Source organism: Mesorhizobium sp. CA15 (assembly GCF_020165215.1).
Classification (GTDB): Bacteria; Pseudomonadota; Alphaproteobacteria; order Rhizobiales; family Rhizobiaceae; genus Mesorhizobium.
This window is the reverse complement of record NZ_JAIUHQ010000003.1, coordinates 252,974-278,973: the sequence shown is the minus strand read 5'-3', so window position 1 is coordinate 278,973 and position 26,000 is coordinate 252,974. Positions and strand designations below refer to the sequence as shown.

Here is a 26,000-nt window from a genome sequence, read left to right as displayed (position 1 = left end):
AGGCCTGCTCAATATCCGAGCGCCAGGCCGTCCTTGCGCGGATCGGATGCGCCGGTCAGCGTGCCCTTTTCCCAATCGATCAGCACCGCCTGCCCACCGCCCAGCGGATGGTCGGGCTCCACAATGCGATGTCCACGCCGGCGCAGGCCTTCGATGGCCTCGGGATGCACGCTTCGCTCGGCCTCGACGACGTCGTGGTTGTAGAAAACGCGCGCCGCATCGATCGCCTGCTGCGGGTCCATGCCGAAGTCGATCATGTTGGTCAAAAGATGCACATGGCCGAAGGGCTGGTAGCCGCCACCCATGACGCCGAAAGGCATGAGGGCGCGGCCATCCTTCGTCATCATGCCCGGCATGATCGTGTGCATCGGCCGCTTGCCGGGCGCTATCACATTCGGGTGCTTCGGATCGAGGCGGAAGCTCGAGCCACGGTTCTGCAGCACGACTCCGGTCTTCGGGCCGACAACGCCGCTGCCGAACGAATAATAGGTCGAGTTGATGAAGCTCACCGCGTTGCGGTCGCGGTCGACGACGCTGATATAGACCGTGTCGCTGCCGGGAAGATCGAGACGCGGCAGATCGGTCATGGCGCGCTCGGGATCGATCGCGGCGCGCAAGCTGTCGGCATAGGCGCCGGAAAGCAGCGCCTTGACCGGCACGTCAACATGATCCTGGTCGGCGAAAAACATATCGCGATCCTGATAGGCGAGCCGGCCGGCCTCAATCTCGAGGTGCAGGCGCGCGGCGCCGTCCGGATCGAGCTTGCCCAGCTCGAAGCCCGAGAGCACGTTCAGCATCAGAAGCGCGGTCAGGCCCTGGTTATTGGGCGGCATCTGGTGGATGTCGTAGCCGCGATAGGAGGTGCTGACCGGGGTCCGGTAATCGCCCTTGGTGGCGGCGAAATCGTCGAGCGTATGCAGGCCGCCAAGCGCGCAAAGCCGCCCGACCAGATCCTCCGCGACCTCGCCTTCATAGAAACCGGCGCGACCTTTCCTGGCGATGATGCGCAGCGTCTCCGCCAACTCCGGCTGGCGGTGAACATCGCCGGCCTTCGGCGGCTTGCCGCCCGGCAGAAAGATGCGCGTGGCCACCTCGTCAGCCGTCAGGTCGGTCTCGGGATCCTCCCAGTCGAAGGCGACGCGGTCGTGCACGACATAGCCTTCTTCCGCATAACGGATGGCCGGAGCGAGCGCGTCGGCCAAACCCTTGCGGCCATGATCCTCCAGCAGCCGGCACCAGGCGTCGACGGCGCCTGGGATGGTGACAGCGTGCGGACCCTGCTTCGGAAGCTCGCTGAACCCCTTGTCCAGATACCGGTCGACCGTCGCGGCTCTTGGCGCACGGCCCGAGCCGTTGAAGGCAAGCACGTTCCCGTCGCCCTTCGGGCAATAGAGGACAAAGCAGTCGCCGCCGATGCCGGTCGATTGCGGCTCGACCACGGCCTGCACCGCGGCCGCGCAGACCGCAGCGTCCATGGCGTTACCGCCCGCGCGCAGCATGTCGATCGCAGCAAGCGTCGACAAAGGATGCGAGGTCGCGGCTATGGCCTCGGTGGCGCGGACCGGCGAGCGGCCTGGAAACTGGAAGTCACGCATGCTGGTTTTGGTATCCCTGAATTCAACGTCCGCGGCCGAAAAGCTGGGCAGCGGACAACAAGACGATCGATAGCACGATCAGGCAAGTCGAAATGGCGGCGATCGTCGGATCGATCTGATCACGCAGCGCATTGAACATGCGCCGCGTCAGCGTCGTGGTCTCGCCGCCGGAGATGAACAGCGACACCACCACCTCGTCGAAGGAGGTGATGAACGCAAACAGCGCGCCCGAGACGATCGAGAAGCGTATCTGCGGCATCGTCACCTGGAAGAAGGCCGAGAAGCGGCCGGCCCCGAGGCTGCGCGCCACCATCTCCTGGTTCATGTCGTAGGACCGCAGCCCCGAAAGGACTGTCAGCACGACCAGCGGCAGCGCCTGCACTGTGTGCGCGATGACCAAGCCGGTCAGTGTGTTGTTGAGGCCGATGCGGGCATAGAGGAAAAAGGTGCCAATGCCGATCAGGATGACAGGGATGATCAGCGATGCCGTGAGCAGCGCGTTGATCGCGCCGGTCAGCCGCAGTGTGCGGGCGTTGATGGCGTAGGCGGCGGCGGTGCCGAGCAGCGTTGCGACGATTGCCGTCATGACCGCAACCTTGACCGATACGACGGTGGCGTCGCGCCATTCGACCGAGCCGAAATAGCTTTCATACCAGCGCAGCGACCATTCCTGCGGCGGGAACTCTAAGAGCGACGAGCCGGAAAAGGACATGATGACGATGATCACCGACGGGGCGATCAGGAACAGCATGACGAGGCCGCCGAGCGTATAGAGCCACAGACGCTGCCGATGTGAGATGGGCAGGGCATTTTCCATGCTCATCGCTCGCTCCACACACCGGTGGCGCGGGTGCCGAGCAGCCAGTGGAAGAGGCCAAGCAGCGCCAGCGTGACGGCGAGCAGCACGACGCCGAGGGCGGCGCCCGCGCCCCAATTGGAATAGAGGCTGGTGGTCTGCTCCATGCGCATCGCCCACATGATGACCTTGCCGCCGCCCATCAGCGCCGGGGTGACGAAGAAGCCGAGGCACAGCACGAAGACGATGACCACGCCCGAGGCCAGGCCGGGCAGCGACAGCGGGAAGAAGACCTGCCAGAAGGTGGCGGCCGGGCTGGCGCCGAGATTCATGCCGGCGCGCAAGCAGTCGACGTCGATGGTCTTCATCGAGGCGTAGAGCGGCAGCACCAGGAAGGGCAGCATGATGTGGGTCATGCCGATGACGACGCCGGCGAAATTGTTGGCGAGTGGCAGCGGCTGGCCAATGACGCCGAGATCCATCAGCCATGTGTTGACCAGCCCCTTGCGCTGCAGGATGACGAGCCAGGCATAGGTGCGCACCAGCACCGAGGTCCAGAACGGCAGGATGACGAAGATCAGGCAGACCCCGGCGGCGCGGCGCGGCAGTTGCGACAGCATATAGGCCAGCGGATAGCCGAAGAGCACGCAGGCGCCGGTGACGGTGAAGGCCACCTTGAAGGTGGTGACGAAGGTCTTGATGTAGGAGGCCTGCTCGAAGAAGCGCGCATAATTGGCGGCGCTGAGCTGGCCGCTCTCGTCGAACAGCGAAAGCCAGAACAGCCACCCGATCGGTACGATGATAACGGCGAAGACCAGAAGCAGTCCGGGCGACAAAAGCGCGAACAGGCCCCGCGATTCCCGCCGTGCGTCGGCGCGCAAGGCATCGGTATTGAGCGCGCCATTGGGCCGCCCGGCGTGGTCGAGGCTGACGGACGCAAGGCTCATTGGTCCGCCACCAACACCACGTCCTGCGCATCGATGCCGAGCATTATCGGCTCGCCCGGCGCCGGTAGTCTCGCCAGCACGTCGGAACGGCAATAGTCGCGAAGAGTGACCTGCCGACCGTCCTTGAGCGTCGCATAGCAGACGAAGCTGTCGCCCTGATAAATGACGTCGCCGACCGTCGCCGGCAGCGCGTTGATGTCGCCAGTCTGTTCGCCAGCGATCAGGCGCAGCTTCTCCGGCCGCACCACCATCAGGTGCCGGCCCGAGGACGGCATTGGATCCTTCATGCGCAGCTTGTTGCCTTCATGCCAGACGCCGCCATTGCGGCATTCGACCGGAATGAAGCTCGATTCGCCGATGAAGCCAGCAACGAACTTCGTTTTTGGCCTGGCGTAGAGGATCTCGGGCTGATCGATCTGCTCGATGCGCCCCGCATTCATGACGGCGACGCGGTCCGACATGGTGATCGCCTCGCGCTGGTCGTGCGTGACGTAGACCGTCGTCATGCCGAGCCGGCGGTGCAGGTTGCGCAGCTCGATCTGCATATGCTCGCGCAGGCTCTTGTCGAGCGCGGACAGCGGCTCGTCCATCAAAACGATGCGCGGCTCGAAGACGATGGCGCGGGCCAAGGCCACACGCTGGCGCTGGCCGCCGGAGAGCTGGTCGACACGCCGCTCGCCGAGGCCTTTCAACTGCACGAGGTCCAGCGCCCTCTCGACCCGCTCGGCCGTTTCGGCCTTCGGCACACGGCGCTGCTTCAGCGGAAAGGCAATGTTGTGGAAGACGTTCATATGCGGAAACAAGGCATAGTTCTGGAACACCATGCCGATATTGCGCTTGTGCGGCGGCATGGTGATGATCTCCTCGCCGCCGACCTTGATGGAGCCGGCATTGGCCCGCACGAAGCCGGCCAGGATCATCAAGAGCGTCGTCTTTCCCGAGCCGGACGGCCCGAGCAGCGTCAGGAATTCGCCCGCCGCCACGTCGAGGCTGAGGTCGCTGAGGATGGAGACAGCACCGAAGCGCTTCTCGATACCGCTGATGCCTATGGGAAGCGCGAACTGCGCGAGAGACAAGAGCATCTCCTTCAACTCCGGATCATTTTTCGCGAAACGATGCGGAGCGGCGCCTCGTGGACGCCGCTCCGATGTCGTTATTGCTGGATCAGGTTGTTGAACTTCTCGGTCGCCTCGACGAGGGTATCGCGCCAGAAGGCGGGATCCTGCAGCACCTGTTTCTTGACGTTCTCCGGCGCGGAATTGATATCCTTGATCCGCTCCGGCGGAATCTTGCCGGTCTCGAAGGCCTTCTCGTTGGCCGGGCCATTGTCGACATAGAGCGGCAGGTTGGCCTGGAGGTCGGGGCTGACGAATTTGGCCAGCGCCTTCATGGCGACGTCCTTGTTCTTCGAGCCCTTCGGGATGACCATGCAGTCGGCGGTGAGCACGCCCTGATCGAAGGAGAAGCTGACCGGCGCGCCTTGCTTCTTCAGCGTGCCGGCGCGGCCGTTCCAGATGCTCGCCATGTCGACCTCGCCGTCCTTCACGAGCTGCATGGCTTGCGCGCCGGAGGTCCACCAGGCATCGATATGGCCCTTGACCTTGTCGACGGATTGCAGCGCGCCGTCGATGTCTACGGGATAGACTTTGTCGATCGGAATGCCCTTGGCAAGCGCGGCGACGCTCAGCGTCTCCGTTGCCTGGCTGCCGGAGAGCGCGCGGCGTCCAGGGAATTTCTCGACATTCCAGAAATCGGCCCAGGTCTTGGGGCCCTTGTCGCCGAAAACATCGGTGCGATAGATCAAAACCACCGAGGTGTAGGAAATGCCGACCCAATCGTCGTGGACAAGCTTCGGGTTGATGCCGCTCTTGTCGATAACGTTGTAGTCGAGCTTCTCGAACAGGCCTTCCTTCGAGCCGCGCGCGCATTCGTCGGCGCCGAGTTCGGTGATGTCCCATTTGACGGCATTGCCGGTGACCTGCAGCCGCACGTCGTCGAGGCCGTTGGTGGTGTCCTGCTTGATGGTGATGCCGAGTTCCTTGGCCGTCGGATCGAAGAAGGCCTTGGTCTCCGCTTCCTGATAAGTGCCGCCCCATGAGGCGACGGTGATGGTGTCGGCGGCCGATGCCGGGACGGCGACCGTGGCCAGCAGGCCGGCGACGGCCAAGCCGTGAATACAGAGTCTCTTCGTCATTTTCGCTTCTCCAACCGGTGTTCCCGTTATCGTTGATTTGGTATGCGAATTTGTATACAATTTTGAGTGTAATTCGCCGGAAGCCGATGTCAACATGGGACATCGGGTTTTTGGTGGTGGAAAAGCAGGACGGTTCGGAGCGGCGGCTCGCCCCGAAACGGTCTGTTCAAGCAGGCGCTAAAAGGCACTAAACTGTGATTCCAGACTGACCGTTGGAGGCGGAACGCTTGAAGGAGAGAAAGAACACGCTGCGCGACTCGGTGTTCGAGAAGCTCAAGGCGTTGATCATCACCGGCCAGATTCCGCCGGGCGGCCGCGTGACGGAAAACGAAATCGCCGAGCGGCTGAAGGTGAGCCGCACGCCGGTGCGCGAGGCCTTCAACCGTCTGGAGCGCGACGGCCTGGTGATCGGGCGGCCGCGCCAGGGCTACGTGGTGGCCGAGTTCAACCTGATCATGTTCCGCGAGGCTTTCGACATCCGCGAGCTGCTCGACGGGCGCGCGACCGAGCTGGCGGCGGCCAACGCGACCGCCGCCGACAAAGCACGGCTGCGCGAGATGCTCGCCGAATGCGAGCGGCTGGCGGCGATCCCAGACCGCAGCACCAGGGAGAAATTCGAGGAGCTTCAGGTCGGCATCGACCTGCACCGGGTGATCGCCGAAATCAGCGGCAATGAGATGCTGCATGGCATGCTTTGCGGCATCCTCGACAAATGCCAGCAATATGTGTGGACCGAGCTTCTGTGGCTGGACGAATGGAAGCTCACCCGCGAGGAACATGCCGGCATCGTCGACGCGATCTGCGCCGGCGACGTCGCGCTGGCCGGCGAGCGCGCCCGCGCGCATGTGCGCGGCTCGCGCGAGAACATCCTGCGCCTGCTGCAGGCCAAGTCCGATTATCAGGGATTCTTCGCCAAGGCGTCTTGAGCCTAGGCCCGTTCCATCAGTTGGAAAGCATGGGGCAGTTGGCGCCGCGCCGCAGGCTGACATGCGCCACGTCGCCGACGCTGAATTGAGTACCGTCGGCGAGGCGTGGGGCATCGATGACGATCGAAGTCCCCTGTCCGAGCTCGGCATGCAGGCGCAGCGTGCGGCCGTGGAAGACGACGCCGCTGACCCGTGCCGGCGCAGTGCCTTCGCCGGCTTCACTGACAACCAGGAGATCTTCCGGCCGCACGCCGATGGTTCGCGTGTCTCCGGCGGCCGGCGTCTCGCCGCCGTCTGAGATCGCTTCCAGCGGCAGGTCGCCGGCGGCAAAGCGCAGGCGCTCGCCGTCGCGGCCGACAAAGCGCGAGCGCAACAGATTCATGGTGCCGATGAAGGAGGCGACGAAACGTGTTGCAGGCCGATCGTAAAGTGTGGCCGGCGGCGCGATCTGCTCGATGCGGCCCTTGTTCATGACGACGATGCGGTCGGAGATCGACAGCGCCTCGGTCTGATCGTGCGTAACCATGACGAAGGTGGTGCCCAGCCGCGACTGCAGCCGCTTCAGCTCGACCTGCATCTGCTCGCGCAGATGCGCGTCGAGCGCCGACAGCGGCTCGTCGAGCAGAAGCACGCGCGGCTCGCAGACGATGGCGCGGGCTAAAGCGACGCGTTGACGCTGGCCGCCGGAGAGTTCGGAGACGCGGGCGCGCAGCTTGTCGGCGAGCCCCACCATGTCGAGCGCCTCGCGGACCCGTTTGGCCTGCTCGGCGCGGGTGAGCTTGCGCAGCGACAGGCCGAAGCCGACATTGGCCGCGACGTCCATATGCGGAAACAGCGCATAGTCCTGGAAGACGGTGTTCACCGGCCGGTCGAAAGGCCGCAGTCCGGTGATGTCGCGGCCGTCGAGCAGCACATCGCCGCTGGTAGGGCTCTCGAAGCCGGCGATGACGCGCAAGCTCGTCGTCTTGCCGCAACCGGAAGGGCCGAGAAGGGTCAGGAACTCGCCGGGAGCGATGTCGAGGTCGACATTATCAAGCCCGACAATGCCGCCAGGAAACACTTTTGAGATTTTCTGCAGCCGTACGAGCGCGTCAGGCGCCATCGCGCACCTCGGACGGCTTTATCGTGTTGACCCAGAGGATCTGGCAGCGCTCCGCGCCGGGATTGCGGAAGGCATGCAGCAGCGTGCTCTTGAAGGCGAAGCTGTCGCCGGCCTTGAGCACATAGGTGCTGGCGTCCACCACCAGCTCGACCTGGCCAGCCATGACGAAGCCAAATTCGTGGCCGGCATGGGCGTAAGCTTCCGCCGTGCCGCCGCCGGCCTCGACCGTGACCAGCATGCCGGTCAGCGGCGCGGCCGGCGGCGACAGCAGCGCCTTGGCGATGCCTTCGGATTTCACCGGAATCTGCCGTCGCTTGTCGGCGCGCACGCAATAGAGATCGTTGACCGCCTCGTTGCCGTCGGCGATCAGCGCCGACGGCTCGATGTCGAGCGCCGCGGCCAGCGGCCAGATCACCTTGACGCGTAGCGAGGACATGCCGCGCTCGATCTGGCTGAGCGCACCGATGGAGATGCCGGCCTTGGCCGCGAGCTCGGCCAGCGACAGCTTGCGCTCTAGCCTGAGCGCCCGCACGCGCCGGCCGACGCGGATATCGGCATCGTCTTTCGGCGTTGCCGCCGCTTCGTCAAGAATGTCCATGCGTTGGTCCTTGTTGTCTTTCCCCGGTGTGATGCAGCGCCGCCAGGCTCCCCCTTCTCCCCCTGTGGGAGAAGGTGGATCGGCGCGACAGCGCCGAGACGGATGAGGGGTGTTCCAGCGAAGTGAGACGTCTGTGTTCCCTGGAGCACCCCTCATCCGGCCGCTTCGCGGCCACCTTCTCCCACAAGGGGAGAAGGGGGAGCTAGTCATCCCCCGGCCTTCACCTTCTCGAACATCTTCGCCATATCGTCATTCTGCTTCATCGGGCCGGTGAAGATGGTGCTCTTCAGCATCACGTCCGGATCTGCCGGCAGCTGCAGTTTCTCTAACTCCTCCTTCGACACGCCGGCGAACGCGGTCGAGAGCGAGCTGCCGTAGCCATAGGACTGGATCAGGAATTTCCCCGAGTCGGCGTCGAGGCGGCTGTTGATGAAGTCATAGGCGAGATCGACGTTCTTGGCGTCCTTGAGCATGACGAAACCGCAGGCCCAGGTCAGCATGCCTTCCTTCGGCTTCATGAATTCGACCGGCACGCCCTGCTTCTTGAGCGAGGTGGCGGACGCGTTCCAGGTCATGGCGGCGACCAGCTGGCCGCTGGCCAGCGCCTGCTCGACCGAGGTCATGTCGGTGGTGTAGCTCGACAGCAGCGGCCGCTGCTCGCGAAGCTTTTCGGCCACCTTGTCCATCTGGTCCGGCGTCATGTCGAAGGGGTTCACACCCGCCAGGAGGGCCGCGACGATCGGCGTGTCGTGCACGGCGTCGATGGTCGCCATGCGGCCGGCATATTGCTTGTCCCACAGAAGATTCCAGCTCGCTTCCGGGTTCTTCACCAGGTCGGTGCGGTAGAGGATCGAGGTGTTGCCCCAATCCCAGGGCACCATCCACACCTTGCCGTCGCCGGCCTGCAAGTCGGGCAGGTTCTTGAACACCGGGAAGATCGAATCCCAGTTCTTGATGCGCTTGGTGTCGATCGGCTGCAGCAGGCCTTCCTTGTTCCAGCGCGCCACTTTGTCGTAGCAGGGATGCGCGATGTCCGGGCGGAAGCCGGCCTTGACCTTGGTGAAGGCGTCGTCATCATCGCCGAAGATCGTCGCCTCGACGCCATCGGGATGCGCGGCAAGGAAGCTCTTGTTGAAGTCGGGCAATTCGTAGCCCGACCAGGTGAAATATTGCAGCTTGTCGGCGGCAAGAGCGACTGTCGACGACAGCGCGAGCGCCAGCGCGGCAAGGCCAGCCCGGGCTTTGTGTCCGGCGATCGATTTCAGGTGGACTGTCATTTTCGTTCTCCTCTTCTTTGTTGTGGTTCAGGCTGGATTGCGGTGCGCAGCGCCGAGGCCGCGGTGGCGAAGGATTTCGGCTGTGCCCGCGATGATGAAGGAGACAGTGAGGATCACCGTGCCGAGCGCCATCACGGTCGGCAACGAGCGCGGGAAGCGCAGCTGGCTCCAGATGTAGAGCGGCAGCGTCGGCTCGGTGCCGGCGAGGAAAAAGACGACGATGAACTCGTCGAAGGAAATCAGGAAAGAGAGCATGAAGGCCGACAGTATGGCGGGCAAGCTGAGCGGCAGCATCACGCGCCGGAACGTCGTCCAGTCGGAAGCGCCGAGATCGAGCGCCGCCTCGCGGATCGTCTTCGGGATTGCGGCGAAGCGGCTGCGCATCACCACGACCGTCGTCGGCAGCGCGACGAGGATGTGGCCGAGCACGATCGAAACGCGCGACGGGCCGAGGCCGATCAGATTGACCAGGATCAAAAGCGAGATGCCGACGATGACGCCGGGGATCAGGATCGGCAGGCGAGCGATGGCGCTGATGGTGGCGGCGATCGGCGAGCGGCCGTAGAGGTCCATATAGGAAACGGTGATGCCGCAGAGCGTCGCGCCGAAGGCGGCGATGACCCCGATGACCAGGCTGTTGGCCAGGGCGCCGGACAGCGCCGGATTGCCGTAGAGCGTCCGGTACCATTCAAGCGTGAAACCCTGCAACGGAAACGCCGCCTGGATCGAGTTGTTGAAGGAAAACAGCGGGATCAAAAGCACCGGCAGATAGAGGAAGACGAGATAGCCAAGCACGTAGACGCCGAGCCAGCGGCCGTCGCTATTGATGTCTGCCCGGGCGCTCATGTGCGGCTGCCGAACCGGCGGTCGGCGCCGCGCGCGACCAGCACCACGCACAGGATGACCAGCATGACGCAGACCGAGAGCGCGGCGCCGAACGGCCAATCATTGGCCTTGCCGAATTGCGACTGGATCAGCGTGCCGATCATGGTGCTGGCCGGACCGCCGACCATGGCCGGCGTGACATAGTCGCCGACCGTCGGGACGAAGACGACGAGCGCCGCCGCCAGAACGCCCGGCATCGAATTGGGCAGCACGACGCGGCGGAAGCTGGTGAAGGGCCGCGCGCCAAGATCGGAGGCTGCTTCGAGCAGCGATTTGGGGATCGTGTCCAGCGCCACGTAGATCGGCAGGATGGCGAAAGGCGCATAGGCGTGGGCGAGTGTCACCACGACCGCGGCCGGCGTGTTGAGGAAGGCGAGCGTCGGCTCCTTCCAAAGGCCGGTCTCGATGAAGGCCGAGTTCAGCACGCCATTATAGGCAAGCACGATCTTCCAGGCGAAGACGCGCAAAAGGTAGCTGGTCCAGAAGGGCAGCGTGACCAGGAAGAGCAGCAGGTTGCGGCGCCGCCCGGCATGGAAGGCGAGGTAATAGGCGACCGGATAGGCAGTAACGACGGTGGCGAGCGTCACCAAGCCGGCGATGACCAGCGAGCGCAGCGTCACCGTCCAATAGAGCGGATCGGTGGCGACGGTGACGAAATTTTCGACCGTCAGGCCAACCCCGAGCAGCGAGCCGTCATTGCCCCTGAAGGCGAGAAAGACCACCAGGCCAAGCGCGAACAGGATCAGAAAGAAGGTGACCAGCCCACCCGGCAGCAGCATGGCGAAACGGAAGACCGGCGAGATGCGGTTTTCCGGCAAGGGCCGTGTTGCGGCGATGGTCGACATCGAAGTGCCTGTTGGCTCCATCGGATTTTTGAAATCGCCTGATGTTTTTTCATATTCATGAAACTGTCAAGCAGATTCGCTTGTGCGCTGCACGCATTCGGCGTCAGCGTTCGAACGCGTCGAGCATGCGGTACCAGGTGATTGCCGCGGCGACGCCGACTTGGCGGAAAGCGTGGAACGGGATCGGCTTGATCGGCGACAGCGGAAACGGCAACTGCCTCACGTCGCCGCTTGCAAGGTAGTTTGCCATGCGCTTGCCCAGCGCGCTCATCAGGCCGACGCCCCTGCCTTGGCAGCCGACAACCGCGAGCAGGCCTTTTTCCGGTTCATGCAGATGCGGCAGGTGATCCGGCGTCAGCGCCACGCGGCCGAACCAGCGCTTTTCGATGGCGATGCCGCCCAGCGCCGGATAGAGGCGGATGAGCGCGCGTTTGCAAAGCGCCCAATCGGCAGCGCTTGAAGGCAGCGCCATGCGGCCGCGACCGCCCAGCACCATCCGGCCATCGGGACTCCGGCGGTAGTAGACCAGGATGCGACGGGAATCGGAAACGGCCTGACCACCCGGCAGGATGCTTGCAGCAAGCTCGGCCGGAAGCGGCGCGGTGGCGATCTGGAAGGAATGCAGCGGTACGATCGTCTGGGCAAGACCAGGCAGCAGCCCGTCCGTATAGGCGTTGGTGGCTAGCACGACCGCCTTGGCCCGCAACTCGGCGCCGGCTTGCGTCGAAACCCGCCATGCGCCGGCTTCCTTGCGGAGCTTCACAACCCGCTGCTGCTCAGCGATTCGGGCGCCAGCGATCGCGGCGACGCGGGCGAGCTCGAGCGTGTAGGACAGCGGATCGATGACGCCGGCGCGGCGGTCCAGCCAGCCGCCGAGATAGCCTTTGGCGCCGGTCATGGCCGCGATCTCGGCCTGGTCAAGCAATTTGACGTCGGCGCCGCGCGAGCGCCACTGGCGATCCCGGTTCGCCGCTGCCTTGAGCGCGGTCTCGGTGTGCGCGGCCTGGATCCAGCCATTGCGCGTGAACGGCACCGCCAGCTTCTCGTCGCGGATCACGTCGAACACGGCATCGGCCGTCGAGGCGGCGAACGCGACCAGGGCTTCGCCGCGTTCCTTGCCGAAGTGTTCGATCAGCCATTCCGGATCGTATTTGAGGCCGGGAATGACCTGGCCGCCATTGAGGCCTGAAGCGCCCTGCCCGATCGCGCCGGCATCCAGCACCTGGACGGAAAGGCCCGCGCGCGCCGCATGCAGCGCGGTCGACAGCCCCATAATGCCGCCGCCGACGACGACCGCGTCCAGCGTGCCGTCGGCCGAAAGCTCAGACTGAAACGCCGTGGCCGCCTGGGGCTTTCGCCAGATCGGATCGGAAAAGGCTTCGGCCAAGAAGATCACCTACGCGCTGGAACTTCGTGAAAATCCTATTGCCGATTTCATAGATTTGAAAGAGCGCTTCGATGGGCCAGTTTGGCCGTGGCTGTGTGACAGCACATGCATGGTCATAAATGTTGCGGTTGGCGGGATAGACGTTTCCGCGAAATCGAGGAAAAGTGCCGCGCGCGAAAAATTGAGAGGAATGATGCCATGACCGATCCGACCCGCCTGCCCGCCGATGGAATTTTCGTCGGCCGCGCCAAGACCAGCGCCGCTTCCCATCCGCTGGTGGTGACGGTGCGGGACGGCGAGGTGATCGACATTACCTCGAGCGCGGCGCCTACGGTGCGCGATCTTTGCGAATTGAAGGATCCGGCTGACTATCTGCGCTCGGCCAAGGGCAAGGCGATCGGAGCGCTGGAAGAAATCGCGGCGAACAGCTTCGAGGCCAAACGTGACGCCGGGAAGCCCGTCCTGCTGTCGCCCGTCGACCTGCAGGCGGTCAAGGCCTCTGGCGTCACCTTCGTCGTCAGCCTGCTCGAGCGCGTCATCGAGGAGCAGGCGCGCGGTTCGGCCGAAAAGGCCGACGCCATCCGCGCCGACATCGCCGGACTGATCGGCCACGATCTCTCGAAGCTCAAGCCCGGCTCGCCTGAAGCGATGGAGATCAAGGCCAAGCTGATCTCGCGCGGGGCATGGTCGCAATATCTCGAAGTGGGCATCGGCCCGGACGCCGAGATCTTCACCAAATGCCAGCCGATGGCTTCCGTCGGCTTCGGCGCCGATGTCGGGCTGCATCCCGTCTCCACCTGGAACAATCCGGAGCCCGAGATCGCCATGATCGCCGACAGCTCGGGCCGCATCGTCGGCGCCACGCTCGGCAATGACGTCAATCTGCGCGATGTCGAAGGACGCTCGGCGCTGCTCCTCGGCAAGGCCAAGGACAACAATGCTTCCGCCTCGCTCGGGCCGTTCATCCGACTGTTCGACGAAACCTTCTCCATCGCCGACGTGAAGCACGCCACGGTGCGGCTCAGCGTCGAGGGCGAGGATGGCTTTTCGCTGGAGGGCGCGAGCTCGATGGCCGAGATCAGCCGTTCGCCAGAGGAACTGGTCAAGGCGGCAATGGGACCGCACCACCAATATCCCGACGGACTGGCGCTCTATCTCGGCACCATGTTCGTACCGTCGAAGGATCGCGGCGAGAAGGGCAAGGGTTTTACGCACAAGGTCGGCGACATCGTCACCATCTCGTCGGAAAAGCTCGGCGCTCTGGTCAACCGCGTAAGGCTGTCGCCGGACTGCCCGCACTGGACCTACGGCGCCAGCCATCTGATGCGCGACCTGGCCAAGGCGGGCCTGATCTAACGCCGCACCGAAGGGCGGTTGCTTGGAGGCCAATCCGTGCAGCGGATGGTCTATGGCGCCGCTTGCCCAACGAATATCACCGCTGCTGATGCAATCTGATGGGATTGCTGATGGCGCGCGCGCCTGTGCCAACATCCATTGGCGATGGAGGCTTGCCACTGCCTGAAAAAGAGAATGCTCTAGACGTTCCGGTCGGCGCGGGCAGGAGATGCGGCCAAGGTCGCGTCGCGCCGATCCAGGAGGAGAGTTCAACATGGGAGGAAATCGAATGCTTTCGCGGCTAAGACTGCTCGTGCTTGGCTTGATCGCGGCTATCGCCATTCCGGCGATGGCCGAGGCCAAGACGTTCTACTGGATTTCGCATGGCGGCCCGGCCGATCCGGTCTGGACCTACTTCCTGGCCGGCGCCAAGCAATGGGCGAGCGACACCGGCAACAAGGTGAACACCTCGTTCCACAATGGCGATGTCGCGTCGCAGCAGGAAGCCGTCCGCGCCGCCATCTCAGCCAAGGCAGATGGCATCGTCACCACCAGCCCCGATCCGGGCAGCCTTGTCGAGATCGTCAAGGAAGCGCGCGCGGCCAACATCCCGATCATCAACTTCAACACGCCCGATCCGAAGGCCAACTTCAACGCCTATGTCGGCGGCGACAACGTCACCTTCGGCAAGCACTGGGCGCAATATCTGGTCGACAAAGGCCTGGTGAAGAAGGGCGATTTCGTCTGGATGCCGGTCGAGGTTCCCGGCGCCACCTATGGCGTGCAGGAAGAGGAAGGCATCAAGAGCGTGTTCGGACCGGCCGGCATCACCTATGAGGTGACAGAAGCGACGCTCGACCAGGCCGAAGTGATCAACCGCATGGTCGACTATCTCACCGCCCACAAAGGCAAGGTGAAGGCCATCATCGGCCTCGGCGACCTCGTCACCGGCTCGATCAAGCGCGTCTTCGACCAGGCCGGCGTCAAGCCGGGCGAAATCCCGGTCGTCGGCTGGGGCAACTCGCTCGACACCACGCAGGAAGTGCTGAACGGCTACGTCAATGCCGGGCAGTGGCAGGATCCGCAAGCGACCAGCTATGTGGCGCTTTCGCTGGCCAACATGGCCGCCAGCGGAATTCCTCCGGGCTTCAACGTCATCACCGGCGCGCTCTATGAGAAGGACACCGCCGGCGTCTACGACAAGATCCTGTCCGGCAAATAATCCCTGACATCCACGGTCGCGGCTTTCGGGCCGCGGCCGCTTTCCTGTACCGTCGAGCCCTGCCTGATCGGAGCGGGCTTCAGCCAGTCATTCACGCCGCGGGCTCAATGGAAAACCGTTCCTTCATTCAAAGTTTCATCGCTCGAGCGGAATTCGGCCCGCTGGTACTGCTTATCGTCGAGCTCGTCGTCTTCTGGGGCATCAATCCCGACTTCCTGTCGCCGCAGAATATCTCCAACATCCTGGCCTTCACCGTCGAGCTCGGCCTGATTGCGCTGGCAATGACGCTCTTGATGACGTCGGGCGAGTTCGATCTTTCGGTCGGCTCGCTGTTCGGCTTCTCGCCGGTGCTGATGTGGACGCTCTACAACAGCGGCGTCACCTCGCTGGAAATGGGCCTGCTGATCGCGCTGATCGTTGCTGCCCTGATCGGGCTGGTGAATGGCTGGTTCGTCACCCAGCTCAAGATCCCGTCCTTCCTGGTGACGCTCGGCATGCTGCTGGTCGTGCGCGGCTCGGCGCTTTTCATCACCGACGGCTTTCCGCAGCGCACCTGGAGCGCGGAAGGCAGTTGGCTGGCGAACATCCTGGTCGGCGACTTCTATGTCGGACCCTTCCGAATCTACGCCTCGCTGTTCTGGTTCATCGGCGCCGCGGTCGTGCTGGGCTATGTGCTGACGCAGAGTCGCACCGGCAACTGGATCCAGGCCGCCGGCGGCAATCCAAACGCGGCCCGCGCGCGCGGCGTCAACGTCAGCCGCGTCAAGGTCGGCCTGTTCATCCTGTCAGCGGTGATGGCCTCGCTCGCCGGCGTCATCTCGTCGCTGCGCACCTCCGCGGCCAATCCCAACAGCGGCACGGGCTACGAGCTCGAGGTCATCGCCATGGTGGTGATCGGCGGCACGGCGCTGACCGGCGGACGCGGCACGATCATCGGCACGGTGCTCGGCATCCTGATCCTGCGCGTGATGCGCAACGGCATCGTGCTGATCGGCGTGCCGGGGCTCGCCTACAACATTTTCATCGGCGCGATCATTCTCGGCATGATGGCGCTGCATTCATGGCTCGAGCGCCGTCACCAGGCGGGAACTTAGGACGATGGCCGAACCTCTGATCCGCATGGAAAACATCCGCAAGTCCTACGGGCGCGTGCAGGCGCTGGTGGACGCCAATTTCCACGTCAATGAAAAGGAGATCGTCGGCCTGCTCGGCGACAACGGCGCCGGCAAGTCGACGCTGATCAAGGTGCTGTCAGGCGCCGTGCCGCTGACCAGCGGCGACATCTTCATCCGCGGTAAGAAGGTCACGCTGCGCAGCACCAGCGATGCCATTGCCCACGGCATCGAGACGATCTACCAGGATTCGGCGCTGGTCACGCAGCTGTCGATCGCGCGCAACCTGTTCCTCGGGCGCGAGCCGATCAAGGCGCCGCGCTTCCTGAACCGCATGGACCAGGACGCAATGAACACGGTAGCGCGCGACCTGCTCAAGCAGGTCGGCATCACCAAGAACATCCCGCCGACAACACCGATCGGCTCGCTGTCGGGCGGCGAGCGCCAAGCGGTGGCGATCGCGCGCGCCATGCATTTCGACAGCGATCTCATCATCCTCGACGAACCGACCAACAATCTCGGCGTCGCCGAGACTCAAGGGGTCTTGAGCTTTGTGCGCAGCGCCCGCGATTCCGGCCATTCCTGCATCTTCATCGCGCACAACATCCACCACGTCTTCCAGGTGGTCGACCGCATCGTGGTGATGCGCCGGGGCAAGGTGGTGGCCGACGACATCGATCCGAAGAAGACCACGGTCGCAGAGGTCGAGCGCGTCATCACCGGCATGTCGGACAAGGAAATCCGCGACGCCATCGCCGACGGTCCGCAGCATGGCTGACAGCTGACCGGCCGGCGGATCGGCGGCCGGCAGCCGCTTCACGCCCGCCGCTGGCACAGGATTGCATCAGCGCCTATGACTGGACCCATGAAAGCCACCGTAGCCGATATCGCCCGGAGCTGCGGCCTGTCGACCGCGACCGTCGACCGGGTGCTCAACAACCGCCCGGGTGCAAGCGCTGCCAACCGGCAGCGCGTGCTGGAGGCGGCCAAGCAGCTCGGCTATCTGCCGACGCTCGATCAGGTCGTACTGCCGTCGAAGCCGGCGCATCTCGAATTCTTCCTGCCGATCGGATCCAATGCCTTCATGGCCGATCTCGCCCATCACATCGAGGAGTATGCCGCGCGCCTGCCGCTGGTCGCTTCCTGCCGCATCCATAACCTTCCCGGCATTTCGCCGGGCACGCTGCAGAGTGCCGTGGAGAACCTGTCGCTCAAGGCCAACGGCGTCGGCGTGATCGCCGTCGACCATCCGCGCACGCGCAACATCCTGCGCGAGCTGGTCGATGCCGGGATCAGGCTGGTCACGCTGATCTCGGATGTGCCAGCGGCACCGCGCTCGGCCTATGTCGGCATCGACAACCGGGTGGCGGGCCGCACGGCGGCGCTGCTGATGGGCCGCTTCCTCGGCGGCCGTAGGGGACATCTGGCGATGGTGGTCGGCTCGCGCTCCTATCGCGGCCACGAGGAGCGCGAGATGGGCTTTCGTTCGGTGCTCGCCGAAGAATTTCCCGACCTCACGGTCTCAAGCGCGGCCGAAAGCAACGACGACCCGGACGCCAGCTACCGCGCGACCGTCAAGGCGCTGCACGACGAAACGGATCTGCTCGGCATCTATTGCGTCGGCGCCGGACGCTCCGGCGTGGCCAAGGCGTTGCTCGACGTCAAGCCGCGTTTGAAGCCGGTCTTCATCTGCCACGACCTGACCAGGGAAACGCGCCGCTATCTCGTCGACGATCTTGCCGACGTCGTCATCGACCAGAATGCGCGGCTGATCGCGGAGCAGTCGGTGATCCGCCTGCTCGGCTCCATTGCCTCGTCGGCGCCATACCTGACGAAGAAATTCATCGAGCCGCGGCTGATCTTCAAGGAAAACGTCCCGGCGCAGTAGCGCGGAGCGCCGCTCGCTTATTTGTCTGACGATTGATCCCGCAATTCTGCACAGCAGCTATGCAGGTTTCGCAATTGCCGAATCGTTAGGCACCTCGTATTTATCTGGGTGTCGGCCGTCTCCTCCTCCCAGATGTGATGCCGACGCTGAGTGCGGTACACCTCCTCCCGTGCCGTATTCGAAATCGAGCCCGCTGCCACCTCCTCCCGGCAGCGGGCTTTTTCTTTGCGTGCCAAAGGCGGAGGCGAAGCTACCTAATGCTGACCAGATACGCGCCTAGCCTTTCGCCGTCACCAGATTGGAGCGAGTTCGAAAGCGACCCCCGATCCATCCGCATAAGACTGCAGCACGGGCGCGCTCCCGCTCATGATGTCCTCCACGACGTGCTTGCGTTCCTGATCGGCCATTGCCTTGCCGGCGGCGCTCATGCCGACCAGGGCCATCGTGTTCAACCGCAGGAGAGGCGCCCCGTCCTCAAAGCGTATCCTGCGCGATATTGTCCTTGATCGGACGTCGTGGAAGCCGGCGTCCCGGAGCAGCACCTCGATCGGCGCCGCATTCCCAAAGCTGTGGCGCAGGTCCACCACTGGGCCGAGGAGGCGCTCGGCGACGCGGCGGAGATCCCGAAAGAAGGGGATTTCCTCATCGGGGCGCCACGTGGCAACGGCCAGCCGGCCGCCCTGCGCCAGTGCTCGCCGCATTTCCGCCGCCGCAGCGGACTTATCGGGAAAGAACTGCAGCCCTTGTTGACAGACGATCAAATCGAACTGCTCTCCGTCATGGAGGGGCAGTGCACCGGCATTGCCTACGCGCCAATCGATGTCTGGCGCCACGGTGCGCGCGACAGCAAGCATATCTGCGTTGATGTCGATGCCGAGGACATATCCGGCGGCACCGAGCCGTTCCCTGGCAACCCGGGCAACTATTCCCGTGCCGCAGGCGATGTCCAACACACGATGGCCTGGAGACAGCTTCAGGTCTTCGAAGGTCACTTCGGCCCAGGGGCGGAAGAGAGGACCCACGAGCCAGCGCTCATACATCTCCGGAAAACTTGCCTGACCCATCGTCTAGCGCCCGTTTCCGGAACAGCATAACAGAATCAGGACGAGGCGAAGAGATCAGCGCGCCCGGAACGAGGCGATCAGGCTTTCGGCCATGCGCACGAATTGCGCGCTCGGACCTTCGGCGCCGACGCTCTGCATCGAGACGCGCGCGCCTTCGAGCAGCAGCGACAGCGTGTCGGCGAGAAGCTCGGCCTGGCCGATGCCGGCATCGCGGCAAAGCGCGACCAGCTTTTCGCGCTGGGCCTCCTTCAGTTCCTTGATGACGCGCCTTGCCGGGTGATCGGTCTCGGTGAGCTCGACGGCGGCATTGGCCATATCGCAGCCGCGGCTGTCGGCGCTGAGCAGTTCCGAAGCCTTTTGCACCCAAGCATGCAGCTGGGCGAGCTTATCGCCGGGATGCTTGGCCTCGAATTCGTCCCAGATCCTCGAAGCCTTTGCCGCCGTTGCGCGCAGGCATTCGACGATCAATTCGTCCTTGGACTCGAAGTGACGGTAAAGCGTCATCTTGTTGGTGCCGGCAGCCTCGGTGATGGCGTCGACGCCCACACCCTTGATGCCGTGCTTGTGGAACATGTCCTGCGCCGTCTCCAGGATTCGGTCCCGGGGACGGGAACGCTCCGCAACGCCGTCAGTCATCATGCTCTCCTTTCGTCGTTTCCAAAAAAACCGTCGCCACCTCTTGACTAGGGTGTTACCGGTCTGTAACTTCCAGCATGTTACTTACTGGTAACACCTATATCACTCGCCGTCAAACGACAAGGCCCTCCGATAGCCCTGCCAGAGTGAGATAGGACGCAAAACCTGCCTGTCATGCGGCTTTGGCCGGTGAAGAACGAGAAAAAGCGGTTCGTGATCAAGCGATGCGGACCGAGCAAGGAGCCACTCCTATGCAAAAGCGCAAAGACCTGACGATCGACGAAGCCATCCGGGATCCGATGATCCGGCTGGTGATGAAGGCGGACGGGATCGACCCCAAAGCCTTCGAACGGATGCTGCGCCAGCGCGCGGCTGACCAGGCGCCGGGCAACATCCCGCCATCCTTCCTGCAGGATTCCGGCTCCGGCCGGGCCCGGCGCCTGCGCCATTTCGCAAACCCGTTCGGCGAGGCGTCCGCATCATGGTGAACTTCTTCATCCACCGCCCTATCTTCGCGTCGGCGATCGCCATCATCATGGTGCTCGCCGGTGCGATCGCCTATTTCCTCTTGCCCGTCTCGCAGTTTCCCGACATCACGCCCCCGCAGGTCGTGGTCAGCGCGCACTATCCGGGCGCCAGCGCCCAGGTCGTGGCCGATACGGTCACCACCCCGCTCGAGCAGCAGATCAACGGCGTGCAAGGCATGACCTACATGTCGTCGACGAGCTCGAATGACGGCTCGTCCACCATCACCATCACCTTCGACGTCGGCTATCCGCTGAGCACGGCGGCGGTCGACGTGCAGAACCGCGTCAGCCAAGCGGCATCCTCCCTGCCGGCCATTGTCAACCAGGGCGGCGTGACGATCAAGAAGCAGAACCCCAATTTCGTGCTGATCGTCGACCTGACCTCGCCGGACGGCTCGGTCGATCCGGTGGCGCTGAGCAACCTCGCCTATCTGCAGGTGGTCGACCCGCTGAAGCGCCTGCCGGGCGTCGGCGACGTGCAGATCTTCGGCGAGCGCCGCTATTCGATGCGCGTCTGGCTCGATCCGGACAAGCTTGCCAATCTTGGCATCACCGCTGTCGACGTGCAGAACGCCATCGCCGAACAGAACGTGCAGGTGGCGGCCGGCAAGATCGGCCAGTCGCCAGCGCCGGCCGGCACCGCCTTCGAGATGCAGGTCAATGCGGTGGGCCGCCTTAGCGACCCGAAGGAATTCGGCGACATCGTGGTGCGCGCCAATTCGCAGAACGGCTCGCTTGTGCGGCTGCGCGACGTCGCCCGCATCGAGCTCGGCGCGCTGCAATATTCTTCCTCCGCCTTCTTCGGCAAGGACCCGACCGTGGTTTTGGCCGTCTACCAGATGCCGGGCTCCAACGCCCTCGACCTGCAGCAGCGGGTCAAGGACAAAATGCAGGAGCTGTCGAAGCGCTTCCCGAAGGGCGTCAGCTACGCCATGCATTACGACACGACGCGTTTCGTGTCGGCCTCGATGCACGACGTGCTGATCACGCTCGGCGAAGCGCTGGTGCTGGTGGTCGCGGTGGTGTTCATCTTCCTCCAGAGCTGGCGCACCACCATCATCCCGACCATCGCCATTCCCGTCTCGCTGATCGCGACGCTGGCGGTGATGTACATGCTGGGCTTTTCGCTCAACATGCTCTCGCTGCTCGGCATGGTGCTGGCGATCGGCCTCGTCGTCGACGACGCGATCGTCGTGGTCGAGAATGTCGAACGTCAGCTCGAGGCAGGACTCAAGCCGCTGGCCGCTACGCGCGCGGCGATGGCCGAGGTGACCGGTCCGATCATCGCCACCACGGCGGTGCTGATGGCGGTGTTCGTTCCCGTTGCCTTCATCCCGGGCGTCTCGGGCCGGCTCTACAACCAGTTCGCGCTGACCGTGGCGATCTCCGTCGGCATCTCCGCCTTCAACTCGCTGACGCTCTCGCCGGCGCTGAGCGCTGCATTCCTGCGCCATCGCGGCGAGACGCAGTTCGTGCTGTTCCGCTGGTTCAACGCCGGCTTCGACTGGCTGTCGCATGCCTATGCGCATGGGGTGCGCATTCTGATCAAGCTGCGCTGGATCATGCTTGGCCTGTTCGCGGCCGGCCTCGTCGCCACCTATTTCGTCTGGCAGAAACTGCCTTCGACCTTCCTTCCCGTGGAAGACCAGGGCTATTTCTTCGTCGTCATCCAGCTGCCCGACGGCGCTTCGCTCGAACGCACCGACGCGGTGGCGCAGAAGGCGCGCGACATCCTGCAATCGACGCCTGGCGTCGACATCGTCGGCTCGATCAGCGGCCTGAACTTCCTGACCAGCGCCGCGCAGTCGAATTCGGCGGTGGAGTTCGCGATCCTGAAACCATGGGACGAACGCGGTCCTGACCAGAGCGCCTCGAAACTGGTCGAGCAGGTGCGCGGCAAGCTTCTGCAGATGCCGGATGCGTTCGCGCTCTCCTTCGATCCGCCGTCGATCCCGGGCATCGGCACCACCGGCGGCTTCGAGTTCCAGGTCGAGGATTTATCCGGGCGCGGCAGTGCGGCGCTGAATGACGTCACGCAGGCGCTGCTTGCCGAGGCGCGCAAGCAGCCGGAGCTCAACCCGCAGCAGCTGTTCTCATCCTTCTCGACCTCGACGCCGCAGTTCAACTACGACCTCGACCGCAGCAAGGCGAAGCTGCTCGGCCTCAACCTGCCGGACGTCTTCAACACGCTGCAGATCTATCTCGGCTCGCTCTACGTCAACGACTTCAACCTGTTTGGCCGCACCTTCCGCGTGACCATCCAGGCAGACAAGGACGCGCGCGGCGACGCGACCGACATCTCGCGGCTCTATGTGCGCAACGCGTCGGGCGGCATGGTGCCGCTGAGCACGCTGGGCAGACTGGTGCCGATCGTCGGGCCGGAGACCGTGCCGCATTACAACAACAACGCCTCGGCCCTGATCAATGGCGGCGCTGCCCCCGGCTTCTCGTCCGGACAGGCGGTGGCGGCCATGGAGCGGGCGGCGGCGAATGTGCTGCCGCGCGACTTCGGCTACGAATGGACCGGCATCACTTTCCAGGAGCTCAAGGCCGGATCGATCGCCTCTGTCGTGTTCGGGCTGGCGATCGTCTTCGTGTTCCTGATCCTGGCGGCGCAGTATGAAAGCTGGGCGATGCCTTTCATGGTGCTGCTGGCCGTGCCGCTCGCTTTGTTCGGCGCCTTCATCGTGCTGATGCTGCGCGGCATGCAGATCGACGTCTACTCGCAGATCGGCTTCGTCATGCTGATCGGCCTGGCGGCGAAGAACGCGATCCTGATCGTCGAGTTCGCCAGACGCCGGCGCGAGGAGGGCCTCACCATCGTCGAAGCGGCGATGGAAGCCGCGAGGCTGAGACTGCGGCCGATCCTGATGACCGCCTTCGCCTTCATCCTCGGCGTGCTGCCGCTGATGTTCGCGACGGGCGCCGGTGCAGCCAGCCGGCAATCGATCGGCACCACCGTCTTCGGCGGCATGGTGGCGGCGACGATCCTGTCGCTGGTCTTCGTGCCTGTCTTCTACGCCGTGATCGAGCAGTTGCGCGAACGTGGCGAAAGGGAACCTGCCAAGGCGCGCGACGATGCGCCTCAGCAAGACGAAATTGAACCGACCGCCGAGCCAGCGCTTCAGCCGCTCGCGCAGGCGGCCGAATAAGATTGGAGATCAATTATGCGTAGATGGAAAATCGCTTTGGGAACGGCCGTCGCGCTCGGCGCGATCTCGGTGGCCAGCGTGCACTTTCTCGACATGGGCAATTTGAGCGGTGGCGCAGCGGGTGCTGCGCCAGCGCCGGCGGCCTTCGTGATGCCGGTGCCGGTGGTGAATGTCGTGAAGAAGACGCTGCCGATCTATCTCGACTACGCCGCGCGGGTGGAGTCGATCCGCAGTATCACGCTGCAGGCGCGTGTGCCGGGCTATCTGCAGGAGCAGACGGCTGCCGACGGCAGCGACGTCAAGCAGGGCGACCTGCTCTACCGTATCGCGCCCGACGACTATCAGGCCGCGCTCGACCAGGCGAAGGCGCAGGTGCAGCGCGATAGCGCGACGCTCGAATATGCAAAATCCAATCTCGGCCGCGGCACCGACCTCGCCAAGGCCGGCTATCTCGACAAGGACAGCTTCGACCAGCGCACCAGCAATCTGCGCGCGGCCCAGGCCGCCCTTGCCGTCGACCAGGCGGCGGTGCGGACGGCCGAGCTCAATCTCGGCTATGCCGAGATCAAGGCGCCCTTCTCGGGCCGCATCGGCCGCAACCAGGCTTCGGTCGGCACGCTGGTCAGTGTCGCCGGCACAGTGCTCAACACGCTGGTGCAGCTCGATCCAATCTACGTGACCTTCAATCCGAGCGAGAGCGATCTGGTGCAGATCGAGCAGGCGAAGGCCGCCGGTCCGATCGCCGTCGACGTGCTGTTGCCCGGCGAGACCCAGCCCAGCCAGAAGGGCGAGCTGACCTTCATCGACAACACGATCGACCATTCGACCGGCACGATCACGGCGCGCGCCACCATCGGCAACGCCAAGTTCACGCTGTTGCCTGGACAGTATGTACGGGTGCGGCTGCATGTGAAGGAACAGCCCAACACGCTGATGGTGCCGCAGGTGGCGCTGGGTTCCAGCCAGCTCGGCAAATACCTCTATGTCATCGGCAAGGGCAACACCGTCGACCAGAAGCTGGTGTCGCTTGGGCCCACCGACGGCGACCTGATTTCCGTGACCTCCGGCATCTCGGAGACCGACCAGGTGATCACGGGCAATTTGCAGAAGATCGGACCCGGAATGCCGGTTTCTCCCTTGCCGCAACCGAAACCGGCCAGCTGATAACCCCCATCAGTTTCCGGTCCGACGGCGCCCTCGATACCCACGTCGAGGGCGCCGTTTACTATTTGGGGTCAGGCAATTCCGACGCCGAAAGGAACAATCTTCTACGGACGGTCCCTTGTTGGATTGTCGACAACCTGATTGTCTTGCAGCCGGTTCACCGGAATATGACCTGACCTGCAACGGACACAAACGTGAAGATCAAGAGCATCAAGGCCTATCATGTCGTGCAGCCCTTCGTGGACGGACCCTACCGCATGTCCAAGGGGCGGATCGCCGACTGCTTCGACGCGGTGATCGTCGCCATCACGTCGGACAGAGGCGACACCGGCTGGGGCGAGATGGCGCCGCTCGGCAATTTCTACTCGGCCGCGTTTCCCGCAGGCACACGCGCGGGCGTGCCGGAGATCGCGCCGCATCTCATCGGCCAGGATCCACGCGGCCTTGCCGGCATCGGCCGGCTGATGGACACGGTATTCAAGGGCCACCCCTACATCAAGTCGGCGCTCGACATGGCGTGCTGGGATCTTGCCGCCCGCGCCGCCGGCGTGCCGCTGGTGACCATGCTTGGCGGCCGCGAGAGCGACATGGCGGAGACCTACCGGGTCGTCACCCACGGCACGCTCGATCAGATGGCGGCGCTTGCCAAAAGGATCATCGCCGAAGGCTGCCGGCGCCTGCAGGTCAAGGTCGGCGGCAATGTGCGCGACGACATCGAGCGGGTCTCGGCAGTGGCCGCCGCCGTGCCGAAGGGCACGGTGATCTTCTGCGACGCCAATGCCGGCTGGACGCCTTACCAGGCGCGCCAGTTCGCCGACGCCACGCGCGGCATCGACTACACGTTCGAGCAGCCATGCACGACGATCGAGGAGAACATGTCGGTGCGCCGCATGCTCGACAAGCCGATGGTGCTGGACGAATCCGTCACCTCGCTGGGCGAGATGCTGGAGATCCACCGCCGCGGCGCCGCCGACGGGCTGACGCTGAAGATCTCGCGACTGGGCGGCGTAACGCAAACCCGCCTGATCCGCGACGTCGCGGTCGATCTCGGCTTCATGATCACGGTCGAGGACACCGGCGGCGCCGAGATCGACACAGCGGCCATGGCGCATCTGTCGCTGTCGACGCCGCAGGAGCGCCGGCTGCACGCCATCGCCTTCCACGAATGGGTGACAGTGCGTACGGCCAGGAACGCACCGCCGGTGACCGGCAGCCATATGGGCGTTCCCGACGGACCCGGCCTTGGCATCGACGTGGACCCTGGCCTGCTCGGTAAGCCGTTCTTCGAGATCGGCTGAAGATGAAGATCAGGCGGGTCGAGTCTGAGAACGTTGGCGCCAGCGCGCCG

The 26,000-nt window shown here is 64.2% G+C and carries 23 protein-coding genes; 10 read left to right on the top strand and 13 right to left on the bottom strand.

What is annotated here, in order from left to right; translation table 11 throughout:
• Window positions 1–8 precede the first annotated feature (8 nt).
• The 5 genes from ggt to LB515_RS07920 form a co-directional block, all read right to left on the bottom strand.
• Window positions 9–1,595 carry a gamma-glutamyltransferase gene (gene ggt, locus LB515_RS07940; RefSeq protein ID WP_224707361.1) on the bottom strand — a complete coding sequence of 529 codons (1,587 nt, stop codon included), beginning with the start codon at window positions 1,593–1,595 and terminating at the stop codon, window positions 9–11.
• A gap of 22 nt (window positions 1,596–1,617) precedes the next feature.
• Entirely contained in the window at window positions 1,618–2,418 is an 801-nt protein-coding gene (locus LB515_RS07935; protein ID WP_224632495.1) for an ABC transporter permease, read from the bottom strand.
• Window positions 2,415–3,338, bottom strand: coding sequence for an ABC transporter permease (locus LB515_RS07930; protein ID WP_224707360.1), 924 nt, complete (start codon window positions 3,336–3,338; stop codon window positions 2,415–2,417). Before LB515_RS07930 ends, LB515_RS07935 begins: the two co-directional genes overlap by 4 nt.
• Window positions 3,335–4,414: an ABC transporter ATP-binding protein gene (locus tag LB515_RS07925; protein ID WP_224707508.1), complete on the bottom strand. Its 1,080-nt coding sequence runs from the start codon at window positions 4,412–4,414 to the stop codon at window positions 3,335–3,337. Before LB515_RS07925 ends, LB515_RS07930 begins: the two co-directional genes overlap by 4 nt.
• Before the next feature lie 77 nt (window positions 4,415–4,491).
• Window positions 4,492–5,532 carry an ABC transporter substrate-binding protein gene (locus LB515_RS07920; protein WP_224707359.1) on the bottom strand — a complete coding sequence of 347 codons (1,041 nt, stop codon included), beginning with the start codon at window positions 5,530–5,532 and terminating at the stop codon, window positions 4,492–4,494.
• 227 nt (window positions 5,533–5,759) lie between these two features.
• Here LB515_RS07920 and LB515_RS07915 point away from each other — a divergent pair, with 227 nt between their 5' ends.
• Window positions 5,760–6,458, top strand: a complete 699-nt coding sequence (locus LB515_RS07915) for a GntR family transcriptional regulator (protein WP_224632498.1) — start codon at window positions 5,760–5,762, stop codon at window positions 6,456–6,458.
• A gap of 16 nt (window positions 6,459–6,474) precedes the next feature.
• Here LB515_RS07915 and LB515_RS07910 read toward each other — a convergent pair whose 3' ends face one another.
• From LB515_RS07910 to LB515_RS07885, 6 genes are all read right to left on the bottom strand, one after another.
• The gene (locus tag LB515_RS07910; RefSeq protein ID WP_224707358.1) at window positions 6,475–7,560 is read right to left on the bottom strand and encodes an ABC transporter ATP-binding protein; all 1,086 of its coding nucleotides are present in this window, start codon (window positions 7,558–7,560) and stop codon (window positions 6,475–6,477) included.
• Window positions 7,550–8,158: a cupin domain-containing protein gene (locus LB515_RS07905; RefSeq protein WP_224707357.1), complete on the bottom strand. Its 609-nt coding sequence runs from the start codon at window positions 8,156–8,158 to the stop codon at window positions 7,550–7,552. The genes LB515_RS07910 and LB515_RS07905 overlap by 11 nt, the downstream gene beginning before the upstream one ends.
• A 206-nt stretch (window positions 8,159–8,364) precedes the next feature.
• Complete coding sequence (locus LB515_RS07900) at window positions 8,365–9,435, bottom strand: ABC transporter substrate-binding protein (RefSeq protein WP_140845782.1); 1,071 nt, start codon at window positions 9,433–9,435, stop codon at window positions 8,365–8,367.
• A 27-nt stretch (window positions 9,436–9,462) separates the two neighbouring features.
• Window positions 9,463–10,281: an ABC transporter permease gene (locus LB515_RS07895; RefSeq protein ID WP_140845781.1), complete on the bottom strand. Its 819-nt coding sequence runs from the start codon at window positions 10,279–10,281 to the stop codon at window positions 9,463–9,465.
• Entirely contained in the window at window positions 10,278–11,165 is an 888-nt protein-coding gene (locus tag LB515_RS07890) for an ABC transporter permease (protein ID WP_140845780.1), read from the bottom strand. Before LB515_RS07890 ends, LB515_RS07895 begins: the two co-directional genes overlap by 4 nt.
• A 103-nt stretch (window positions 11,166–11,268) precedes the next feature.
• Window positions 11,269–12,552, bottom strand: coding sequence for an NAD(P)/FAD-dependent oxidoreductase (locus LB515_RS07885; RefSeq protein WP_224707356.1), 1,284 nt, complete (start codon window positions 12,550–12,552; stop codon window positions 11,269–11,271).
• Window positions 12,553–12,750: 198 nt separating this feature from the next.
• Here LB515_RS07885 and LB515_RS07880 point away from each other — a divergent pair, with 198 nt between their 5' ends.
• From LB515_RS07880 to LB515_RS07860, 5 genes are all read left to right on the top strand, one after another.
• Window positions 12,751–13,908, top strand: coding sequence for a fumarylacetoacetate hydrolase family protein (locus LB515_RS07880; protein WP_224707355.1), 1,158 nt, complete (start codon window positions 12,751–12,753; stop codon window positions 13,906–13,908).
• A 268-nt stretch (window positions 13,909–14,176) separates the two neighbouring features.
• Window positions 14,177–15,109: a substrate-binding domain-containing protein gene (locus LB515_RS07875; protein WP_140844574.1), complete on the top strand. Its 933-nt coding sequence runs from the start codon at window positions 14,177–14,179 to the stop codon at window positions 15,107–15,109.
• A gap of 107 nt (window positions 15,110–15,216) precedes the next feature.
• On the top strand, window positions 15,217–16,203 hold the full coding sequence (locus LB515_RS07870; RefSeq protein ID WP_140844211.1) for an ABC transporter permease: 987 nt from the start codon (window positions 15,217–15,219) through the stop codon (window positions 16,201–16,203).
• 4 nt (window positions 16,204–16,207) lie between these two features.
• The gene (locus LB515_RS07865; protein ID WP_224707354.1) at window positions 16,208–16,999 is read left to right on the top strand and encodes an ATP-binding cassette domain-containing protein; all 792 of its coding nucleotides are present in this window, start codon (window positions 16,208–16,210) and stop codon (window positions 16,997–16,999) included.
• Window positions 17,000–17,086: 87 nt separating this feature from the next.
• Window positions 17,087–18,109 carry a LacI family DNA-binding transcriptional regulator gene (locus LB515_RS07860; protein WP_224605393.1) on the top strand — a complete coding sequence of 341 codons (1,023 nt, stop codon included), beginning with the start codon at window positions 17,087–17,089 and terminating at the stop codon, window positions 18,107–18,109.
• Between the two features lie 290 nt (window positions 18,110–18,399).
• Here LB515_RS07860 and LB515_RS07855 read toward each other — a convergent pair whose 3' ends face one another.
• Window positions 18,400–19,173 carry a class I SAM-dependent methyltransferase gene (locus tag LB515_RS07855; protein ID WP_224707353.1) on the bottom strand — a complete coding sequence of 258 codons (774 nt, stop codon included), beginning with the start codon at window positions 19,171–19,173 and terminating at the stop codon, window positions 18,400–18,402.
• A gap of 54 nt (window positions 19,174–19,227) precedes the next feature.
• Window positions 19,228–19,809: a TetR/AcrR family transcriptional regulator gene (locus LB515_RS07850; protein ID WP_140544202.1), complete on the bottom strand. Its 582-nt coding sequence runs from the start codon at window positions 19,807–19,809 to the stop codon at window positions 19,228–19,230.
• A 251-nt stretch (window positions 19,810–20,060) separates the two neighbouring features.
• Here LB515_RS07850 and LB515_RS07845 point away from each other — a divergent pair, with 251 nt between their 5' ends.
• The 4 genes from LB515_RS07845 to LB515_RS07830 all read left to right on the top strand — a co-directional run bounded on the left by LB515_RS07845 (window position 20,061) and on the right by LB515_RS07830 (window position 25,950).
• Complete coding sequence (locus tag LB515_RS07845) at window positions 20,061–20,297, top strand: hypothetical protein (protein ID WP_095768759.1); 237 nt, start codon at window positions 20,061–20,063, stop codon at window positions 20,295–20,297.
• Window positions 20,291–23,488 (top strand): efflux RND transporter permease subunit, encoded by a 3,198-nt coding sequence (locus LB515_RS07840; protein WP_224707352.1) that lies wholly within the window; start codon window positions 20,291–20,293, stop codon window positions 23,486–23,488. Before LB515_RS07845 ends, LB515_RS07840 begins: the two co-directional genes overlap by 7 nt.
• A 15-nt stretch (window positions 23,489–23,503) precedes the next feature.
• Window positions 23,504–24,652 carry an efflux RND transporter periplasmic adaptor subunit gene (locus LB515_RS07835; RefSeq protein ID WP_140844218.1) on the top strand — a complete coding sequence of 383 codons (1,149 nt, stop codon included), beginning with the start codon at window positions 23,504–23,506 and terminating at the stop codon, window positions 24,650–24,652.
• 194 nt (window positions 24,653–24,846) lie between these two features.
• Window positions 24,847–25,950, top strand: coding sequence for a mandelate racemase/muconate lactonizing enzyme family protein (locus tag LB515_RS07830; protein ID WP_224707351.1), 1,104 nt, complete (start codon window positions 24,847–24,849; stop codon window positions 25,948–25,950).
• The last annotated feature ends 50 nt before the right edge of the window (window positions 25,951–26,000 follow it).

Coding starts and splice junctions, on each gene's coding strand:
- LB515_RS07890 (WP_140845780.1), bottom strand. CDS start 11,165: ATGTCGACCATCGCCGCAACACGGCCCTTGCCGGAAAACCGCATCTCG.
- LB515_RS07930 (WP_224707360.1), bottom strand. CDS start 3,338: ATGAGCCTTGCGTCCGTCAGCCTCGACCACGCCGGGCGGCCCAATGGC.
- LB515_RS07860 (WP_224605393.1), top strand. CDS start 17,087: ATGAAAGCCACCGTAGCCGATATCGCCCGGAGCTGCGGCCTGTCGACC.
- LB515_RS07920 (WP_224707359.1), bottom strand. CDS start 5,532: ATGACGAAGAGACTCTGTATTCACGGCTTGGCCGTCGCCGGCCTGCTG.
- LB515_RS07855 (WP_224707353.1), bottom strand. CDS start 19,173: ATGGGTCAGGCAAGTTTTCCGGAGATGTATGAGCGCTGGCTCGTGGGT.
- LB515_RS07895 (WP_140845781.1), bottom strand. CDS start 10,281: ATGAGCGCCCGGGCAGACATCAATAGCGACGGCCGCTGGCTCGGCGTC.
- LB515_RS07870 (WP_140844211.1), top strand. CDS start 15,217: ATGGAAAACCGTTCCTTCATTCAAAGTTTCATCGCTCGAGCGGAATTC.
- LB515_RS07840 (WP_224707352.1), top strand. CDS start 20,291: ATGGTGAACTTCTTCATCCACCGCCCTATCTTCGCGTCGGCGATCGCC.
- LB515_RS07875 (WP_140844574.1), top strand. CDS start 14,177: ATGCTTTCGCGGCTAAGACTGCTCGTGCTTGGCTTGATCGCGGCTATC.
- LB515_RS07910 (WP_224707358.1), bottom strand. CDS start 7,560: ATGGCGCCTGACGCGCTCGTACGGCTGCAGAAAATCTCAAAAGTGTTT.
- LB515_RS07905 (WP_224707357.1), bottom strand. CDS start 8,158: ATGGACATTCTTGACGAAGCGGCGGCAACGCCGAAAGACGATGCCGAT.
- LB515_RS07865 (WP_224707354.1), top strand. CDS start 16,208: ATGGCCGAACCTCTGATCCGCATGGAAAACATCCGCAAGTCCTACGGG.
- LB515_RS07935 (WP_224632495.1), bottom strand. CDS start 2,418: ATGAGCATGGAAAATGCCCTGCCCATCTCACATCGGCAGCGTCTGTGG.
- LB515_RS07850 (WP_140544202.1), bottom strand. CDS start 19,809: ATGACTGACGGCGTTGCGGAGCGTTCCCGTCCCCGGGACCGAATCCTG.
- LB515_RS07835 (WP_140844218.1), top strand. CDS start 23,504: ATGCGTAGATGGAAAATCGCTTTGGGAACGGCCGTCGCGCTCGGCGCG.
- LB515_RS07900 (WP_140845782.1), bottom strand. CDS start 9,435: ATGACAGTCCACCTGAAATCGATCGCCGGACACAAAGCCCGGGCTGGC.
- LB515_RS07845 (WP_095768759.1), top strand. CDS start 20,061: ATGCAAAAGCGCAAAGACCTGACGATCGACGAAGCCATCCGGGATCCG.
- LB515_RS07880 (WP_224707355.1), top strand. CDS start 12,751: ATGACCGATCCGACCCGCCTGCCCGCCGATGGAATTTTCGTCGGCCGC.
- ggt (WP_224707361.1), bottom strand. CDS start 1,595: ATGCGTGACTTCCAGTTTCCAGGCCGCTCGCCGGTCCGCGCCACCGAG.